We start from the raw sequence: 18,370 nt of genomic DNA on the forward strand, positions 1-18,370 counted from the left end.
TGGCACGCTTTTTGTTGTATAAATGGGCAGATAGAAAACAAACAGCTTTATCATCTGGAAAGGAGAATTACATACAATGATTATTTCAATGGGAGAGATGCTGAATAGAGCAAAAAAAGAGGGTTACGGGGTGGCAGCGCCCAATGTGTTTAACCGTGAGACCATCGAGGCATCTTTTTTAGCAGCCCGGAAGTTGAAGGCTCCGGTGATCCTGGATGTGGCTTCTGTCCACGGGATTTATGAGTGCGCGGATCTGGCAAGGTTTTATGCGGCAAGGTATCCGGAAGTCCCGGCGGCGGTCAATCTGGATCACGGCGGACCTTATGAGGATATCATGAAAGCGATCCATGCCGGATTCAGCTCTGTTATGATTGACCGCTCTACACTTACGTATGAGGAAAATGTGAGGGAAGTGAAAGAGATCGTAAAAGCAGCCCACGCAGTGGGTGTATCTGTGGAGGCCGAGCTTGGCCATGTGGGTCAGGGGGATGAATACGAACAGACCCGGGATCAGGGCCTTACAAAGCTTTCCGAAGCCCAGTCCTATGTGAAAGAAACCGGGATCGACTGCCTGGCCGTGGCGGTCGGCACTTCACACGGAGTCTATAAAGGAACACCGCATCTGGAATTTGAACTGCTCTCCACCTTATCAAAAGAGATCGCCATCCCTCTCGTGCTGCATGGGGGCTCAGGCACTGGGGATGAGAACCTGGCAAAAGCGGTAAAGACGGGGATTCAGAAGGTGAACCTGAACACAGATCTGAGTGAGGCGGGAAAAAATGCCCTGAGAAAAGCTCTGGCGGACAGCGCACCGAAGAAGGATACCAAAGCCACAGGCGAATTTGCGCCGAAAAAGATGAACATGCAGCAGACCATCGTGGCAGGGGCGGAAGGTTTCCAGAAAGTGTTGGAGCATTATATGCAGCTGTTTGATTCACAGAACCGATGGTAGGCTATGACGCTGATCGATAGAAAACAGCCGGCACCTATGAACCATATTTTCCGGTTTTACCAACTGGAGGATTATTTGAAAGCGGCAGCGGAAACCGGATATGAAAGCATCGATCTCTGGACTTGTGCGGCACATTATCTGGTGGACTCCGAAGGATATGAGGATACGGGAAGGCTCAGGAACATGCTGAGAGATTACGGCCTTAAGGTGGTGAGCATGACACCGGAACAATCCTGTCCTAAACCATTCCACATGGCGGCCAGGCGGACAGAGATCCGGGAAAAGACTCAAAGGTATTTTCAGCATGTGATACAAGCTGCCTCGGAGCTTGACTGTACAAGAGTCCTGATTACATCTGGATGGCAGTTCTTTTCTGAGGAAAGGCGGGAGGCCTTAAAAAGAAGCGAGGAAATGATCGGACATCTATGCCGGTTTGCGGAACATTACGGCGTGTACCTTACTATGGAGACCTTATCAAGGAAAAGCACCAGGCTGTGTAATACGATGGAAGACGTAAAACGGATGATGGAAGCAGTAAATTCCAGGCAGTTTGCCGTGACTGCTGACATCCAGACGATCCATAATGCTGGGGAATCCCTGCAGGAATGGTTTGATAACTTTAAAGAACGGCTGAATCTGGTACATTTTATGGACTATAGGAAGGATGTTTTTACCCATCTTAAATGGGGTGACGGGACCTGCGGGCTTGAAGAGACATTGAAGATATTGAACCGAAACGGATACCGGGGACCGCTGGTGCTTGAGTACACAGACAGTGTGTATTTTGAACATCCGGCGGCGGTCTACGAGGATACAATGAAGAAGTTAAAACCATATTTGAGAGCATAGTGAAAGAGGTAAGAAAATGGGAAAGATAGAGACAACAAGATTTGCGGTGATAGAGCAGGAGCACACAGTAAAGGTGCATGAGAGAAAGCTTCCAGAGCTTAGGCCGGATGAGGTACTGATCAAGAACGGTGCCTGTAACATCTGTACCACGGATTATGGACAGTGGTCCGGTGCCAGAAAGAATTTGAAATTTCCAATGGCCTTTGGTCACGAGTTCAGCGGAACCATCGTTGATATGGGGTCTAAAGTCTCCGGATTTGAGATCGGAGAACCGGTGGGTATCGGCTACGACAACTGCGGACAGTGTGAATTTTGTAAAAAAGGACTTACAAGTGAGTGTGTGACTCTTGGAGAAGGACGGAATAAGCTGTCACCGGACGGCTACCACGGAGGATTTGGCTGTTCTGAATATGTGATAAAACCATACCGTTCCCTATTTAAGATGGATGCCTCCATTAATCCTTCTGAGGCGGCCTTTGTGGAGCCGGTGGGGACCGTCTGCCAGGGACTCAGAAAACTGAGAGTTTCTTCGGGGGAAAAGATCGTAGTCATCGGAGCGGGAACCATGGGTGTGCTGAACGCCCTGGCCTGCAAGGCGGAAGGCTGTGATGTGTTGATTACAGAGATGATGGAAAAAAAGATCAATGTGGCACAGAATCTGGGATTACATGTAGTGGATGTGTCAAAGGAGGATCCGGTGAAAGCTGTGGAAGAATGGACCGGCGGGCGCGGAGCCGATGCTGTCATTCTGGCGGTAGGAGCCACCGCTGCCAATGACCAGGCTCTTGAGATGGTGAAACAGCTGCATGGAAGAATACTTTTGTTTGCCGCAGGGTATCCGGCCCCAGAACTGCATGTGGATTCCAACCTGATCCATTACCGGAAAATGGAGCTGATTGGCACATTTTCGGCGGACGTTTGTGATTTTGAGAAGGCGGCCAGGCTGATCAGTGAAAAGAAAATAGACTTGTCAAAACTGGTGGAGGCAAAATATCCTCTTGACAGTGTCCAGGAAGCATTTGAAGCCGCAGTTGTGCCGGGGGCATACCGGGTCAGTGTGGTATTTGATGAAATATAGAAGGAGGGATTTTAATGATCAAGAAACTGAGAGTTGACTATCGGCTGGTACATGGGCAGGTGGCAATTTCATGGTCCAGGGCGCTGGGGGTAGACTGTATCCTGGTAGCCAACGATGAGGTGGCGAAAGATGAGATGCGCCAGTCCATGCTGAGAATCTCAAAACCCCAAGGTATCAAGCTTGTGATCAAATCCATGGAGGATTCTATTAAGGCGATTCAGTCAGGAGTGACCGACAAATATAAGTTGTTTATCGTAGTCAACAATGTGCAGGACGTGGAGCGTCTGACTGACGCTGTTCCTGAGATCAATGATGTGAACCTTGGCGTGCTCCCGGCAGTGGAAGGCAGCAGGCCACTGAGCAAGGCCATCAACGTGACCAGTGAAGATGTGGAGACATTAAAACGCCTGTTGTCCAAGGGGATTCGGATGGAAATCCAGCAGGTGCCCACGGAAAACGCGGTGAAGGTCACGAAAAAACTGTTGGAAGGTTAGAAAGGAGAGAAGGGTATGTTAACAAAAGCGTTGCTGGTGGGGCTGATCCTTGGCCTCTGTAAAATGGAATATTTCTTAGGATATTGTATGATCTGCCGTCCGATTGTCATTTCCACACTGACCGGGCTGGTACTGGGAGACCCTGTCCAGGGAGTCATACTCGGAAGCGTGCTGGAGCTTATGTTCATCGGCTCCTTCCCTATCGGAGCTGCCGTCAGCCCTGACTATGGTTCCGCAGGAGCCATCTGTACGGCATTTGCTATCATCACCACCGGAGGGAAAGCAGTGGCTACAACCCTGGCGGTCCCGATCGCTCTGCTGGGAGGCTTTATCTTTATCGGCTGCAAACTCATGAATGCGGCATTCGGCCAGATGATGATGCGAAAGATAGAAAAGGATAACACAAAGGCAGCCGGGGGAATCTACCTGTTTGGTGCGTTTTTCACAAGCTTTATTGTATATTTTCTCTATGGGTTCCTGTCGATCTATGCGGGAAGTACTGCAGTGCAGGCGGCGGTCAATGCTATTCCGAAGGTAGTCATCAATGGACTTGCTTCAGCTGCTAATCTGCTTCCGGCGATTGGTTTTGCCCTGCTGTTAAAGATGATCATCAGCAAAAAGATGGCACCTTATTTCTTTGTAGGATTTATGCTGGCAGCCTATTTAAATTTGCCGACCATTGCGGTTACATTATTTGCGGTCATGCTGGTGCTGATCATTTTATCCAACCAGAAACAAACGCCGGAGACGGTTGAGGCTTATGGAGGTGACGAAAATGAGTTCTAAATTAAATAAAAAAGATTTAAAACAGATCTTTATAAGGTATCTTGCCTTGAATGCTATGAATGATTATCCGGGGCAGATGCACAATGGATACACATTTAGCCTGATGCCAGCGATAGATAAGATCTACGACAAGGAAGAGGACAGGATCGAGGCTAAGAAACGGCATATGGAATATTTTAATATCACGCCGAACATCGCAGGATTCGCTCTCGGAATATCCGCAGCCATGGAGGAGGAAAATGCCAAGAATCCAGATTTTGACGCCACAAGCATCAATGCAGTCAAGACCGGTCTGATGGGTCCCCTTTCCGCAATCGGTGACACATTGTTTCCATCTACACTGAGGATCCTTGCCACGTCCCTGGTTATCGGCATGGCGGCCGGGGGAAATGTGCTGGCTCCGGTTCTGTTTCTTCTTATGTATAACATACCAAACCTGCTGGCACGCTGGTATAGTCTCAAATACGGCTACAGCATGGGAACGGAGTTTTTGGTAAAATCCGAAAAGTCTGGAATCATGGATAAAGTATCCTATGCCTGTTCCGTGGTGGGGCTTATGGCCATCGGGGCAATGATCGTGGCCACGGTCAACGTTTCCACACCGATCACCATCGGCGATGTAAAGAACGGCGGAATGGTGCTCCAGACCACCTTGGACAGCATCATGCCGAAAATGCTTTCTTTAGGGTTGGTGGGAACCATCTACTGGCTTCTGGGCAAAGGAGTTAAAGTAGTGCCATTGCTGATCGGAACTATGGTCGTGGGCGTGATTTTGTTTGCCTTGGGCATCATCGCATAGGGGGTACTGAATTGAAAAAACAGAAAAAAGAACTGCTGGTCATTGGTGCCGGGAACATTGGCAGGGGTGTCATTGGAGGACTGTTTTATGAATCCGGATACCGCCTGTATCTGTATGACATTATGGCAGACCGTATGGAACAGTTGAGAAAACAGGGCACGTATCTGATCGAGAGGGTAGGAGCCGAGGGAAAAAAGAGAATTATAGTAAAAGACTTTGAGGTTCTGGACTGTTCGGATGAGAGCGACTTGATCCGGCATATGGAACAAGTGGACCTTGTAGCCTGTTGTGTCTATGAAGGTGCATTTGAGAGCATTGCCAAAAAACTGGCAGAAGCTATAAAGACCAGATCCAGGAAAATAGATGCGGGGTATTTTAACATCCTGCTCTGTGTCAATGCCTTGGGAGCGCCGGACTTTTTTGAAAAGAGGCTCAGTGAGCTTTTGGCAGAGGATGAGAAGGCACTAGCCTATGTTAAGGAAAAGACAGGGATCTGCCAGGTAATGGTCGGGATGGCGGCTATGCCGTCCTCCAGGGAGCTCATGGAGATGGATCCGTTTGCAGTTACAACAAAGCTTGACGGACATATCGGTATTGATTCGGAAGCATTTAAGGGGGAGTTCCCCCAGGTGGAACAGGTAGGAAAGGCAGTCAAAGCGAAAGCCCAGATCTTCCGTAAGGTGTATACGGGAAATATGAAACACTGTATGACCGCATTTCTTGGAAGCGCCAGGGGATGTACGTATATTTCAGATACTTACGATGACCCGTGGATTGAGGACTGTACGGCCGGTGCCTTTTATGAGGCGGAGGATGCAGTATCCAGAGAATATGGTTTTACACAGGAAGAGCGGAAAGAGTGGATAGACTTCATCATGAACGCCCCAAAGAACCGCAATCTGAAAGATGAGATCCAAAGGGTAACACATGGCCCAAAAGAAAAGCTTGGCAGGAAAAACCGATTTACAGGTCCGGCCCTGCTGTGTATGAAGCATCAGATTCTTCCCTATTATCTGGCCAGAGGCATTGCTTTTGGATTTTTGTACCGGGATGAGAGAGAACCGGAGAGTATCGAGATTACCGATTATGTAAAGGAACACGGTATCAGGGAAGCTATTATGAAGTACTGTGGACTATTTCCGGAGGAATGGGAGCTTCTACAGTTGATTGAAGCACAGTACAAAGAGGCAGTAAAACAACGTTAAGTTCAGGAGGATATGATGAGATATAAACATTTTAAAAATGCAGGTGTGGACGTGTCAGCGCTGACAGTGGGCACATGGGGAATCGCAGGAGCCAACTCTGCAGGAGTGACATGGGGAGATGTGGATACAAGGGATTCTGTTGCGGCAGTGCGACGGATGATTGAAAACGGAGTCAATATGGTAGATACGGCTCCCATTTATGGGGATGGGCATTCCGAGGAAGTAGTTGGACAGGCGCTGAAAGACGGATATCGGGAAAAAATTTTTCTGGCAACAAAGTTTGGTTCTTATATTAGCCATTATGATGGGAAATCGGTAAGAGATAATAAGTATAATTCTGTGGAAAGAGAAATTGATGAATCTCTTTCCAGGCTGCAAACAGATTATATTGACTTCTATATCATGCACTGGCCCGATGTAAACACACCGGTCGAGGAGACTATGGCGGCTTTAAACATGTTGAAGGAAAAGGGGAAGATCCGTTTTATCGGAATGTCCAACTCTCCGAAAGAGCTGATTATGGAAGCACAGAAATATGCGAAGATTGATGTGATCCAGCCTCCGTTTTCCATGGTAAACCAGTCCGAGCGGGAACTGATGGAATGGGCAGAGACACAGGGGATCGGCACAATGACCTATGGTTCTTTGGGGGCCGGTATCCTGACTGGAGCCATCAGGGAGTGCCCGGAATATGACCCGAAGGATATGCGACTTGTGTTCTATCCATTTTTTAAGGAGCCGGAGTTCTCAAAAATCATGGAACTACTAAAGACACTGGATGCTATAGCTGAGGAACACAACAAACCGGTGGCCCAGGTTTCCATCAACTGGAGCACCCAAAAGAGTTTTGTGGGAACGGCGCTCACTGGAGTAACAAATGCTGAACAGGCGGATGAAAACTGCAGCGCGTTTGAATGGGAGCTGACAGAGGAAGAGATCAAAAGGATTGACGATGAGATTAAAAGACTTGATATTGGGTGAGGATTGCCATGCAGAAAAGAAAGATTATCATCCCCAACAGGAGCGGCATCCATATCCGCACTGCCGCAGAGCTTGCAAACCTATGTGAGAATTTTGCGTGCAAGGTGAAGATCTGCTGGAGTGGACAGGAGTTTGATGGAAGGAGTATCATGGAACTTCTTCATGCCAGGATCCGGCAGGGAGATGAGATCATCGTGGAGACTGATGGGGAGGAAGAGGAGAAAGCGGCAGACCAGATAGAGGAATGTATTGGCTGCTGGAGATAAGAAAAAGAAGATATAATGAAAAATATACAATTTCATACTTTTGATAAATGCACTCCAAACGTCTTGGGGTGCATTTATTGTATGTTGTCCGCATAAACTTATCTATCACCGGAAAAGAAAAAAAGTCCCGCCATAACGGAACTTCTCATATAAAATAGGCCTGGCGGGAATCGAACCCACAACGGCCCCTTAGGAGGGGGCTGTTATATCCATTTAACTACAGACCCATAAAACACATCTTCTATTGTAACGATTCATTTATGAAAAGTCAATGAAAAAAGATGCATGGCGTTGACTTTTTTCTTCTTTTTCTTTAAAGTAGTTAAATAGGGTCTTTCTATGTTTAGCCGGAAAGATTGACAGGGAGGTAGTTTATGAAAGCAATCAATGATTTCGTGTGGGGGCCTGTTATGCTCACACTCTTGATGGGGACAGGTATTTTTTTGACCATACGTTTAAGGTTCCTGCCGTGGAGAAATCTCCCCTATGCTCTGAAGATGGTTTTTGTCAAAGACAAAAGCGGTTCGCAGGACGGGGACATATCGGGATTTCAATCGTTGATGACAGCTTTGGCGGCTACCATCGGAACAGGAAATATCGTCGGAGTCAGCACCGCAATGGTCATGGGAGGCCCTGGGGCGTTTCTGTGGATGTGGATCAGTGCCTTATTCGGGCTGTCCACCAAGTATGCGGAGAGTGTCCTGGCAGTTAAGTTCCGGGAAGTCAATGAGAATGGAGAGATGTGCGGCGGTCCTATGTATGCCATGAAAAATGGCTTTAAGATCAAATGGATCGGGCTCATCCTGGCATTTTTCTTTGCCCTGTTTACTGTATTTGCATCCTTTGGCATCGGAAATATGACCCAGGCAAATTCCATCGCCGAGTCATTGAAAGGGCTGTGGGGGACTCCCCACTGGCTGACAGGCGCGGTGATCGCACTGCTGGCGCTGTCGATCCTGATTGGCGGGATTAAGAGCATAGGAAAAGTATGCGGATTCTTTGTACCGAAGATGGCAGTCTTTTATTTTATCATGGGCGTTGCTGTCATCTATATCAACCGGGCTAATCTGGGACAGGGAATCGCAATGATCTTTAAGATGGGACTATCTCCCAGAGCTATGGCAGGAGGTGTCGGCGGAACCATCGTGGCAGGATTATTTTCTTCCATGCGGTGGGGAATCGCCAGAGGTATTTTCTCCAACGAGGCCGGACTTGGATCTGCACCAATCGTGGCGGCTGCTGCAAAGACTGATCATCCGTCCAGGCAAGGTTATATCAACATGACCGGCACCTTTTTTGACACGCTTGTGGTATGCAGCGTCACAGGACTGATCGTGGCATCTTCCGGAGTGCTTGGAAGCGTGGACTCCCACGGCAGGCTGATTACCGGGGCTGCGCTTACGATGAAGGCGTTTGAGAAGGCGCTCGGACCGGCGGGAGAACTGTGTGTCGGACTTGGGATCGTCATGTTTGCGTTTTCAACGATCATAGGATGGGAATATTATGGCGAGAAAGCGCTGGAATACTTAGTGAAAAAAACCTTCTATATTAAAATATACCGGATTGTTTATTCCTGTGTGATTTTTGTGGGAGCTACGGTACCGCTCCAGCTGGTATGGAATTTCTCGGACACAATGAACGGGCTCATGGCAATACCAAACCTGATATGCCTGCTTGTTTTACATAAAGTAGTAGTAAAAGAGTGTTTTCGTTTTGAGCAGATAAAGAAAGGACGATGAACTTATGAATAAGGTGTTTGTGTTTTTAGCAGATGGATTTGAAGAGATTGAAGGCCTGACGGTCGTTGACATGCTTAGAAGGGCAGGGATTGAAGTGGTCATGGTCTCTGTAGGGCCTTCAAAAGCCATTACAGGCTCCCATCATATCGAGGTGGAGGCAGACTGTATGTTCCACGAAGTGCTGGAGCCGGAAGGAGCTATGTATGTACTCCCCGGAGGTATGCCGGGCACACTTGCTCTGAGGGAGCATGAGGGACTTGCGAAGCTGCTGAAAAAGGCGTATGATAATGGAAAATATTTGGCAGCGATCTGTGCAGGTCCGACAGTGCTCGGAAAGTACGGATTTTTAGACGGAAAAAAAGCGACCTGTTACCCTGGACAGGAAGACGGACTTGGTAAAGCGGAATATGTGATTGAACCGGTTGTCGTGGACGGAAAAGTGATCACCAGCAGAGGCATGGGAACTGCCATTTTGTTTGCCGGAAAACTGGTGGAGATCCTTCAGGGAACAGAAGCAAAAGAGGAATTGTTAAAGAGCATCATTTATGAGGAAAATTAAGAATGCAAAGTACAGAAAAAATAAGCGTTTGGGAGCAGCTTCGTATCGCCTGCACCAAACCAAGGCAGTATAAGAAGCTGCTAAACCTGAAAAAATGGAAGGTCGCCATATTTACATTGCTTTTGGGACTTGTCATCACTCTGCTGGGACCGGTGATGGATCTGGCTGGGTTTGCGGTGAGCGTTGGAGGTCCGAAAAACTTCGTCATGAACCGGCTGCCGGCTTTTGAACTGAAGGACGGCCAGCTCACACTGGATCATGCAGTGGACTTTAATCTGGGGGCTATCCATATCTCGGCGGATTCGTCCAAAAAGAACGTGGGCAAAGATGATTTCGATGAGAAATATTCAGATGAGATTCATTTTTCCAAGAACAATATGGCCATCAAAACTTCGGTTATGGGGCAGACCGTTACGAAGAACTTCAACACAATGAAGAACGTGACCTTTACCAACCAGGATATGGCGAATCTGCTTCCTCTGGTCTATTTTATGGTGTTTGTTGCCCTTTTGTTTGTTTATGGGGGAGTGATCCTGCAGTATTTGTTTTACTGTCTGTTGATCTCTTGGCTGGTATCTTTAAATATGAGGACCAGGAATCAGCCCATGGCATTCGGAAAGATTTTTCAGATGTCTATTTATGCCAGAGTACCGTGTGAGTTGATCGGTACTATCGGGCTTACCGCAGGGATATCGTTCTTTACGGGGATCATCTGGATCATGATCGGATATATGGTGAGCTACCAGCTGATGATGATGGGGCTGATGGAGAAGAAGGCGAAAGAATAGAGATTGATAGTGATAGAAGGTAAAAAAGTGTTCCGTGAAGGGGCACTTTTTTTATTCCATTGGAAAGTTCTCCAAACCTCCCTATGAAATATATTCGCTGTTATAGAATGGTTATTTTTTTATGCTACGATTCTTTCTGTGATTGAGTCATTGGTTTCTTTACAGAAAGGAAGTATCGATATGAAAGATTTAATTCTTGAAACAAGAAATTTAACGAAATGTTTTGGACAGCAACAGGTTGTCAGTGGGATCTCACTGCAAATAAAAAGAAACAGTATTTATGGACTTCTGGGACCAAATGGCGCCGGAAAGTCAACAACTTTGAAAATGATTGTAGGGCTTTTAAATCCAACAGATGGGCAGATTATGTTTGATGGAGAACCATGGAAAAGATCATCACTTGCTCAGATAGGCTCTTTGATTGAAGCACCTGCCCTATATGGAAACTTAACAGCAGAAGAAAATCTTTTAGTCCATACAAAACTTCTAAAAATCCTTAAAGAACGGATTCAAACGGTATTGGAGACCGTGGATTTAAACGACACGGGAAAAAAGAGAGTGTCCCAATTTTCCATGGGGATGAAACAAAGACTGGGAATTGCGGCAGCCCTTTTAAACAGCCCCAGACTGCTGATCCTTGACGAACCTACAAACGGACTCGATCCTTTTGGTATACAGGAACTTAGAGAACTTATTTCCTCTTTTCCAGAGAAAGGAATTACAGTGATCTTATCCAGCCATATATTATCAGAGGCTGCGCAGGTCGTTGATGAAATCGGAATCATAAGCGGGGGGAAACTGTTATTTCAGGGGGTACCAGATACTAAGGAAGATTTGGAGAAACTATTTACTGATGTGATCATGAAAGGAGAAAGCAGAAAATGAATGGACTGCAGTCTGAGTTATTAAAATATAAAAGAACGTTTATGGGAAAACTGATTGTGTTGATTCCGATATTTTTTGCTATCTTTGCTTTTATCATACAATATATCATGAGCAACAATTCATTGGCACAGTCAAGTGGAAATACAAGCATGAGATGGACAACGCTTCTGGCTTTGGTTTTTAACTGGTGGTCATTTCTTTTCCTGCCGTTAGGAATGGCGCTGTTTGCAAGCTTGGTCACATTACATGAGAAAAAAGCAGGGAACTACCGTACACTTCGTGCTTATAATATATCACCTATAAAGATATGGATAGATAAGATTGCTGGAATGGCATTTTATTCACTGCTTTCTTCCTTAGTCTTGGCTGCGGTAGTCATGGTCACTGGTTTATGTATTGTAGAAGGAGCACCTCCGGCAGCAAAGATCCTGACAGGCAGTCTGTTGTGCTGGCTTACTTCACTTGCTTTGATCCCGCTTCAAATCTGGGTTGCCACGTGGGGTGGAATGCTTGTGAGCATGGCAGTTGGATTTGCAGGTATGACAGCAGGAGTTCTGGCAGCCCCGTCATCCTTATGGATAGCTGTTCCATGGAGTTGGGCAACTAGAATGATGTGCCCCGTGATCGGGGTACAGCCAAATGGGAGTGTGCTAAACTTTGGTAGTCCACTTCTTGACTCGTCTGTCATCCCGGAAGGGATCGCTATATCGCTCACAGCTTTAGCTGTTGTCTCAGTCTTAACAGGTATATGGTTTAAAAGGAGGGAAATGAGATGAGTCTATTATGGTCAGAATGGTTGAAAACAAAGCATACGGTCATACGTTGGTTTACATTTTTTCTGCCTTTTTGTATTGCAGGACTCGGCATTGCATATATGAAATATAGATCTGACTTATCTTCAGCTTTTGTGTTTGAAAGTTTTTATATGCTATGGTCGGCAGTGATCCTCCCTATAGGCACAGGCCTGCTGACAGGCTTTCTCATTCATGAAGAAGAAATGGCAGGGAATTTCAACAACCTATTGAACACAGAGGTTTCCAGAGCAAAACTGTATACATCGAAATTCATTTTTGGCTTACTCAGTTTAACTATCTGCACGTTACTTACATCGCTGATCCTTTCGATTGGAATGGCTGCTATACTGCCGGGACGAGCAAATATTTCTTGGTTTTTTATGGCCGCTTTGCTGACAGTCATAGGTACGCTCCCCATACTGGCCATTCACTTGTGGATCAGCTTCTTATGGGGAATGGGAACTTCAATAGGAGTCGGTATCTGCGGGATCTTAATAGCAGTTCTGATAGGAACAACAAGTCTCGGAAACAATATATGGGTGCTGCTTCCCTGGTCGTACCCGGTTAAAATGGCTATGTTTCCAATGGCCTCTTCTTTCGTATCAGGAACTATGATGATTGAGGCCGCAGTACAGCTGTTCACAGAATTCTCTGTCAGTATGGTTTTCTTAGTTATATTTTTATCTGGCGGTTTGTTTTGGTTCCGTAAATGGGAGGGGAGAAAAAACAGCGGATGATATCATCACTTTGTTTATGAAATAAAAGATTGGAGGGAAAACAAGTGAGTAGGATTTTGATCATTGATGATGAAAAAGACTTAGTCGCATTGCTGGAGAAAAAATTAAAAGCATCGGGGTATGAGGTTCTAACAGCATTTGACGGGGAAATGGGGATCCAGCTTGCAAAAAAAATGCCGGATTTGATCCTTCTCGATATTATGATGCCGGTTGCAGACGGCTTTGATGTATGCCGAAGGATACGGAGTGATGTCCTTTGTCCGATCATCTTTTTGAGCGCGAGGCAGTCTGAGACGGATAAGATTAAGGGTTTCACTCTTGGCGGAGACGATTTTATTACAAAGCCCTTTGGTTTAAGAGAAGTCATGGCAAGGATTGAGGCTAATATACGGCGCGAGAAGCGTTCCCAGTACATCAACACAGAAAATAAGAGAGCAAAACTTTATTTTGGACAGTTGACTTTGGATATACGGGAGCGATTGGTAAAGATCCAGAATGTAGATGTCCCTTTGACAAAAATTGAATATGAGATTGTAGAGTTTCTTGCCCTCCATGCCGGGCAGGTATTTACAAAAGAGCAGATTTATGAAAAAGTGTGGGGGTTTGACGGTGACGGAGATAATACAACGGTGGTAGAACGGATTAAGAGAATACGGGCAAAATTTTCATCCTCAGGCTCATCTGTTTCGTATATTGCTACCGTATGGGGCATCGGATATAAGTGGAATAAACTTTGAAAGGTGGTACAGGATGTATGAAACAACAGTCTCTTGTCACGCAGTTCCGCATGACACTTGTGTATATTATACTTTCGACGCTTTTTGTGTCGATGATCACTTATGCAGCGGCCGCATTTCTGTTTGTAAATGCTTTAAATAAAAAATCTATAAATCCAGAAAATCATTACGAACAACAGATTCCCAAGGTGGAGAACTATGTGCACGAGGAAGGAGCAGCAGTATTGTCTTCCAGGGGACAGGACAAGTTAAAAGAATTAGTCCACGGTGAGGGCTTTTTTTATCAGGCAGCAGACCATTCCGGCAATATAATGCATGGCACTTATGAAGAGCAGATTTTTGATTCACAACAGAAACTCTATCAGCGTCTCAACACTACATTCCACATAAAAGGGTTTTATGTTCACGTGATTCCGGTCATTGACCATATGGGTAAGATAAACGGCGCGGTCTCTTTAGTCTACAAGCTTAATCTGCCTGCGGTAAATAATAGCAGCCTATGGGTAAGCATCGCTTCCCTATTCCTTATATCTGCTCCATTTTTTTATATGATTCTGTTTACCATTTTATTTTCACGAAATTATGCAAAAAAAATATCTCATCCACTACAGGTTCTTGCGGATGGTTCCAGGCAGATTAAAATGAAGAATCTTGATTTTGATATTGATTACCATGCGGAGAATGAACTGGGAGAACTTTGTACAGCTTTTAATGAAATGAAAGAAGAATTGAAACAATCCTTGTCTGCACAGTGGAAACTTGAACAAGATCGTGTGGAGATCACAGAAGCCTTGGCACATGATCTGAAATCACCTTTGTCAATCATCAAGGCTTATTCCGAGGCATTGTCTGATGACACTGATGTGGATGAGGAGCAGAAGCAGTACCTCACAGTGATCGAAGAAAATATAGAAAAAAGTGTCTTATTAGTGAATCAAATGCAATATACTTCTGAACTCGAAAGTTCAGGAGCAGGAGTGGTGAAAGGTCCTGTTAATTTGCTGGAATTTCTTCAGCGTAAAATATATGATTATGATTTACAGGCAAGGAGAAAGAATATAAAGATGATTCTTGAGATACGAAATGATGAGATACCTGATACTGTTATCACAGATGTGAATAAATTGGAGAGGATACTGGACAATATTTTATCAAATAGTCTGCAGTATACCCCTGCAGGAGGGAAAATCCGTATTTTTGTTAAAAAGCATAATCAATTTATTGTTTACAGGATCAGTGACACAGGAATGGGATTCACTTCTATGGATATGGAAAAAGCATTCGAAAGATTTTATCGGGGGGACGAAGCACGCCAAAGTCAGGGCGGACATTCTGGATTGGGTTTATATATTGTAAAGCAGTTGTCTGAATTGTTGGGAGGATCTGTGAAGATAGAAAATTTGAGTTCTGGGGGCGCCTGTGTTTCATTCTCTCACAGCTGGCAGTAGATAGACAAAAGCCCCTGAGTTTGAATTCAGGGGCTTTTGTCGTCCAGTATATCATCGTAGTCTGTCAAAGAAGAGTCAACAGACAAGTAAAAACTAGTCAAATTCTTGTCATTTATATATCCGGAGGATAGGACCCCGGATATACCTGAAGTATTAGTGGTCACTCTTCAGAGGAAAGTCAGCATATCCGGAAATCCCATGTTCTGATATATCCATACCTGCGATTTCCTCTTCCTCGGAGGCACGAAGCCCGATGGTATGTTTCAGCCCTTGGAAGATCACGAGACCGCCGATTACACAGTATGCCGCGACGGCGAGAACTCCGATAAACTGTGCTTTGATGAAAGCGCCGCGGGTGATGTCCATAAGCTTTAACGCACTGCCGGTGGCGAAGAATGCCGTAAGCAGAGTCCCGATGACACCGCAGGCTAAATGTACGCCGCAGGCTCCGACTGGATCATCGATCTTTGCTTTTTTATCGAGAAATTCAATCATTGCCACAACTACAACCCCGCAGATGGCACCGATGGCGATGGCACCGTAGTTTGATACCACGTCACATCCGGCAGTGATACCTACAAGACCGGCAAGAGAGCCGTTTAATGTCATGGACACATCCGGTTTGCCGTAGCGTACCCATGTGATGACCAGGGCGACAAGGGTGGATGCAGCAGCAGCCAGGTTGGTGGTCATGGCGATGGAACCGAGGGTGTCAGTGGCGGCAGTTGTGGAACCGCAGTTGAATCCGAACCAGCAGAACCATAAAATAAAGACACCAAGTGCGCCTAATGCAATGTTATGGGCCGGGATAGCTCTTGGAGTTCCGTCGGCTTTGTATTTTCCGATACGGGGACCTACCGTGGCTGCCCCTACCAGTGCCAGCCATCCGCCGACTGAATGGACTGCAGTGGAGCCTGCGAAATCATGGAAGCCTAGATTGGACAGCCATCCGCCGCCCCAGATCCAGTGGCCGGTGATCGGATAAATGACCAGACTGATCAGGGCACTGTAAACCAAATAAGATGAAAACTTTGTACGCTCTGCCATGGCGCCGGAAACGATGGTGGCTGCTGTGGCACAGAATACAGTCTGGAAGATCATGAAGACCCCGGGGGTCAGATCTTTAAACTGCTGAAGATCAATGGATGTTGGGTTAAAGAAACCTGTGGTCCCGATGATCGGATTGTCTCCTCCGAACATGAGGGCAAACCCGATCACAAAGAAGCAAAGGGTTCCAAGGACAAAGTCCATTAAGTTTTTCATAATAATATTGCTTGAGTTTTTCGCTCTGGTGAACCCTGTCTCTACCATCGCAAATCCTGCCTGCATGAAGAAGACAAGGAAAGCCGCGATACAAGTCCATACGATATTCAATAACTGCTGAACGCTCATATACATATCCTCCTTTAAATAAAAAGGGGACAATGCCTGCCTGCCGTTACAAGGTTACTTGTAATGGCCTGACTGCATTATCCCCTTTGATAATGTTGTTTACACTTTATTGTTTCCATAATTCATGCATTCGGCTTATAAAGCGTCTTTACCGGTCTCGCCGGTACGGATCCGGATCGCCTCTTCCACTGGAGAGATAAAGATTTTACCGTCTCCGAATTCTCCAGTGCGGACAGTGTTTACAATATCCTTGGTCACCTCATCCACAACCTCCTCCGGCATCACAGATTCGACTTTGATCTTAGGAAGAAGATTTGAATTTAATTCATTTCCTCTGTATTTTTGGGTAAATCCTTTCTGATTTCCATACCCCATGATATTGGAGATCATAAGTCCGGAAACCTTGTGCGCTTCCAGGATGTGTTTTACATCCGTGAGCTTTTCAGGTTTGATGACCACAACAACTTTTTTCATCATAATATAATCCTCCTTTTTTCCATTGACATCAAAAAAGGCATTCCAATCGTGTGATCGGAACGCCTTTGTTCTTGATTGGTTCCCATTATACGCCTTGAACCCTGATTGTCAATAAAAAGTTAAAATGTATAAAAATAAATACAAATCAAAATGGTTCTTATTTGCCAGTGAAAACATGATAGAATGGGAGAAAACAAAAAGAGCGGAGGAAACGATGAAAAAAGATAATAAGGCGGTTATGGCAGGCCTTGCGGTGCTTGCCACGTTTTTATGGGGAAGTGCTTTCCCCAGCGTAAAATTAGGGTATGACATCTTTGGTATCAAAGGCAGTGATATTGGCAGCAAACTGCTGTTTGCGGGTATCAGGTTCGCAGCTGCGGGAATCATGGTGCTGGCTGTTTTGGGGGCCCAGAGCAGGAGAAAACCTCTGCCAAAAAAAGGTACATTTAAAAAGCTGCTGGCCCTGGGGATTCTCCAGACAACCATCCAGTATTACTTTTTTTATGTTGGCCTGGCCCACACCACAGGGGCCAAGGGGTCCATCATCAATTCGTTTACAGCCTTTTTCCCTGTCCTTTTAGCGCCGCTGTTTTTCAAAAACGACAAGCTGTCAGTGAAGAAGATCCTGGGCTGTGCGGTGGGACTGTCGGGAATCGTGCTGATCAATCTGCAGGGCGGGAGCCTTGGAGGCTTTGCCTGGAACGGAGAGGGATTTATCGTCATGGCGGCCCTTTCACAGAGTCTTGCGTCTATCTACAGTAAAAAGCTGGCCCAGTCCATGAATGTCATGCTGATCGCGGGCTATCAGCTTTTACTCGGAGGCGGCCTGCTTCTCGTCCTGGGTTACACAGGGAACGGAACGCTGACCTTCTCCAGTGCGGGTCTGCTTTTGCTGCTTTACATGGCGGTTCTCTCAGCAGTGGCATTCAGCGTCTGGACATGGCTTTTGTCCCACTATCAGGTCAGCTCCATTTCCATCTATAATCTCCTGATTCCAGTGTTCGGAACACTGTTATCCGGCCTGCTCTTAAGGGAAAATGTTTTTACTGTTGTCAACATGGCGTCCATCCTCCTTGTGTGTGGAGGTATCGTTGTGGTAAACAGGCAGTGAGAGCTGGAGAAAATATATTATCAGGATAAAAAAAGGTAAAAGAATACAGGATTCTTAAAGCCTTTTCATTGTATTTCTGTAGGAAATAAACTATACTGATGAGGTAAAGATAGATTTGAATATTGGGCAAAGCAGGCGAAAGCCTGTGACGCAAAGCTAAAGGGTCTAAGATTTTAGGGATTATGACAGCCAGCTGCAGTTTGTATGCATTGCGTTCAGGGGAGAAGGCAGTGCATTTTTTATTCTATAGGAATGATGTGTGGGCTTGCCCACTTTGTTTTGGAGGGAATTGG

The 18,370-nt window shown here is 45.9% G+C and carries 20 protein-coding genes, 1 tRNA gene and 1 riboswitch; of the genes, 18 read left to right on the forward strand and 3 right to left on the reverse strand.

The genetic code is table 11. The features are described from left to right. The first annotated feature begins 76 nt into the window (after positions 1–76). From AR1Y2_RS02980 to AR1Y2_RS03020, 9 genes are read left to right on the forward strand one after another with little or no spacing between them, the layout of a single operon-like run. Positions 77–952: a class II fructose-bisphosphate aldolase gene (locus AR1Y2_RS02980; protein WP_137327629.1), complete on the forward strand. Its 876-nt coding sequence runs from the start codon at positions 77–79 to the stop codon at positions 950–952. 3 nt (positions 953–955) lie between these two features. After that, positions 956–1,801 carry a sugar phosphate isomerase/epimerase family protein gene (locus AR1Y2_RS02985; protein ID WP_137327630.1) on the forward strand — a complete coding sequence of 282 codons (846 nt, stop codon included), beginning with the start codon at positions 956–958 and terminating at the stop codon, positions 1,799–1,801. A 16-nt stretch (positions 1,802–1,817) separates the two neighbouring features. Next, the gene (locus AR1Y2_RS02990; protein ID WP_137327631.1) at positions 1,818–2,879 is read left to right on the forward strand and encodes a zinc-dependent alcohol dehydrogenase; all 1,062 of its coding nucleotides are present in this window, start codon (positions 1,818–1,820) and stop codon (positions 2,877–2,879) included. A gap of 14 nt (positions 2,880–2,893) precedes the next feature. Then, positions 2,894–3,373 (forward strand): PTS sugar transporter subunit IIB, encoded by a 480-nt coding sequence (locus AR1Y2_RS02995; protein WP_137327632.1) that lies wholly within the window; start codon positions 2,894–2,896, stop codon positions 3,371–3,373. A gap of 15 nt (positions 3,374–3,388) precedes the next feature. After that, complete coding sequence (locus AR1Y2_RS03000; RefSeq protein WP_137327633.1) at positions 3,389–4,159, forward strand: PTS mannose/fructose/sorbose/N-acetylgalactosamine transporter subunit IIC; 771 nt, start codon at positions 3,389–3,391, stop codon at positions 4,157–4,159. Beyond that, positions 4,149–4,958, forward strand: a complete 810-nt coding sequence (locus AR1Y2_RS03005) for a PTS system mannose/fructose/sorbose family transporter subunit IID (RefSeq protein ID WP_137327634.1) — start codon at positions 4,149–4,151, stop codon at positions 4,956–4,958. The genes AR1Y2_RS03000 and AR1Y2_RS03005 overlap by 11 nt, the downstream gene beginning before the upstream one ends. An 11-nt stretch (positions 4,959–4,969) precedes the next feature. After that, on the forward strand, positions 4,970–6,163 hold the full coding sequence (locus AR1Y2_RS03010) for a mannitol dehydrogenase family protein (RefSeq protein ID WP_137327635.1): 1,194 nt from the start codon (positions 4,970–4,972) through the stop codon (positions 6,161–6,163). A gap of 15 nt (positions 6,164–6,178) precedes the next feature. Further along, complete coding sequence (locus AR1Y2_RS03015; RefSeq protein WP_137327636.1) at positions 6,179–7,144, forward strand: aldo/keto reductase; 966 nt, start codon at positions 6,179–6,181, stop codon at positions 7,142–7,144. A gap of 8 nt (positions 7,145–7,152) precedes the next feature. Then, positions 7,153–7,410 carry an HPr family phosphocarrier protein gene (locus AR1Y2_RS03020; RefSeq protein ID WP_137327637.1) on the forward strand — a complete coding sequence of 86 codons (258 nt, stop codon included), beginning with the start codon at positions 7,153–7,155 and terminating at the stop codon, positions 7,408–7,410. Positions 7,411–7,565: 155 nt separating this feature from the next. On the opposite strand, the gene AR1Y2_RS03025 is transcribed toward AR1Y2_RS03020, so the two are convergent. Further along, positions 7,566–7,637, reverse strand: a tRNA-Arg gene (locus AR1Y2_RS03025). A 147-nt stretch (positions 7,638–7,784) separates the two neighbouring features. Here AR1Y2_RS03025 and AR1Y2_RS03030 point away from each other — a divergent pair. The 8 genes from AR1Y2_RS03030 (at position 7,785) to AR1Y2_RS03065 (ending at position 15,097) form a co-directional block, all read left to right on the forward strand. Further along, positions 7,785–9,149, forward strand: a complete 1,365-nt coding sequence (locus tag AR1Y2_RS03030; RefSeq protein WP_137327638.1) for an alanine/glycine:cation symporter family protein — start codon at positions 7,785–7,787, stop codon at positions 9,147–9,149. Between the two features lie 4 nt (positions 9,150–9,153). After that, positions 9,154–9,708, forward strand: a complete 555-nt coding sequence (locus tag AR1Y2_RS03035) for a DJ-1 family glyoxalase III (RefSeq protein ID WP_137327639.1) — start codon at positions 9,154–9,156, stop codon at positions 9,706–9,708. 2 nt (positions 9,709–9,710) lie between these two features. Continuing rightward, positions 9,711–10,496, forward strand: coding sequence for a DUF1189 family protein (locus tag AR1Y2_RS03040; RefSeq protein ID WP_137327640.1), 786 nt, complete (start codon positions 9,711–9,713; stop codon positions 10,494–10,496). Positions 10,497–10,676: 180 nt separating this feature from the next. Further along, on the forward strand, positions 10,677–11,381 hold the full coding sequence (locus AR1Y2_RS03045) for a lantibiotic protection ABC transporter ATP-binding protein (protein ID WP_137327641.1): 705 nt from the start codon (positions 10,677–10,679) through the stop codon (positions 11,379–11,381). Then, positions 11,378–12,157, forward strand: a complete 780-nt coding sequence (locus AR1Y2_RS03050; protein ID WP_137327642.1) for a lantibiotic immunity ABC transporter MutE/EpiE family permease subunit — start codon at positions 11,378–11,380, stop codon at positions 12,155–12,157. The genes AR1Y2_RS03045 and AR1Y2_RS03050 overlap by 4 nt, the downstream gene beginning before the upstream one ends. Further along, positions 12,154–12,912 carry a lantibiotic immunity ABC transporter MutG family permease subunit gene (locus AR1Y2_RS03055; RefSeq protein WP_137327643.1) on the forward strand — a complete coding sequence of 253 codons (759 nt, stop codon included), beginning with the start codon at positions 12,154–12,156 and terminating at the stop codon, positions 12,910–12,912. The genes AR1Y2_RS03050 and AR1Y2_RS03055 overlap by 4 nt, the downstream gene beginning before the upstream one ends. Positions 12,913–12,956: 44 nt before the next feature. Beyond that, a complete protein-coding gene (locus AR1Y2_RS03060) occupies positions 12,957–13,649 on the forward strand; it encodes a response regulator transcription factor (RefSeq protein ID WP_137327644.1) in 693 nt (230 codons plus the stop codon). 17 nt (positions 13,650–13,666) lie between these two features. After that, positions 13,667–15,097, forward strand: a complete 1,431-nt coding sequence (locus tag AR1Y2_RS03065; RefSeq protein ID WP_137327645.1) for a HAMP domain-containing sensor histidine kinase — start codon at positions 13,667–13,669, stop codon at positions 15,095–15,097. Positions 15,098–15,250: 153 nt separating this feature from the next. On the opposite strand, the gene AR1Y2_RS03070 is transcribed toward AR1Y2_RS03065, so the two are convergent. Both AR1Y2_RS03070 and AR1Y2_RS03075 read right to left on the reverse strand, forming a co-directional pair. After that, a complete protein-coding gene (locus AR1Y2_RS03070; protein ID WP_137327646.1) occupies positions 15,251–16,489 on the reverse strand; it encodes an ammonium transporter in 1,239 nt (412 codons plus the stop codon). Positions 16,490–16,624: 135 nt separating this feature from the next. Beyond that, entirely contained in the window at positions 16,625–16,963 is a 339-nt protein-coding gene (locus tag AR1Y2_RS03075) for a P-II family nitrogen regulator (protein WP_137330182.1), read from the reverse strand. Between the two features lie 217 nt (positions 16,964–17,180). Between AR1Y2_RS03075 and AR1Y2_RS03080 the strand changes: the two genes are divergently transcribed. Then, entirely contained in the window at positions 17,181–18,077 is an 897-nt protein-coding gene (locus AR1Y2_RS03080) for a DMT family transporter (RefSeq protein ID WP_137327647.1), read from the forward strand. Between the two features lie 115 nt (positions 18,078–18,192). Then, a riboswitch (cyclic di-GMP riboswitch) is annotated at positions 18,193–18,278 on the forward strand. The last annotated feature ends 92 nt before the right edge of the window (positions 18,279–18,370 follow it).

Source organism: Anaerostipes rhamnosivorans (assembly GCF_005280655.1).
Taxonomy (GTDB): domain Bacteria; phylum Bacillota; class Clostridia; order Lachnospirales; family Lachnospiraceae; genus Anaerostipes; species Anaerostipes rhamnosivorans.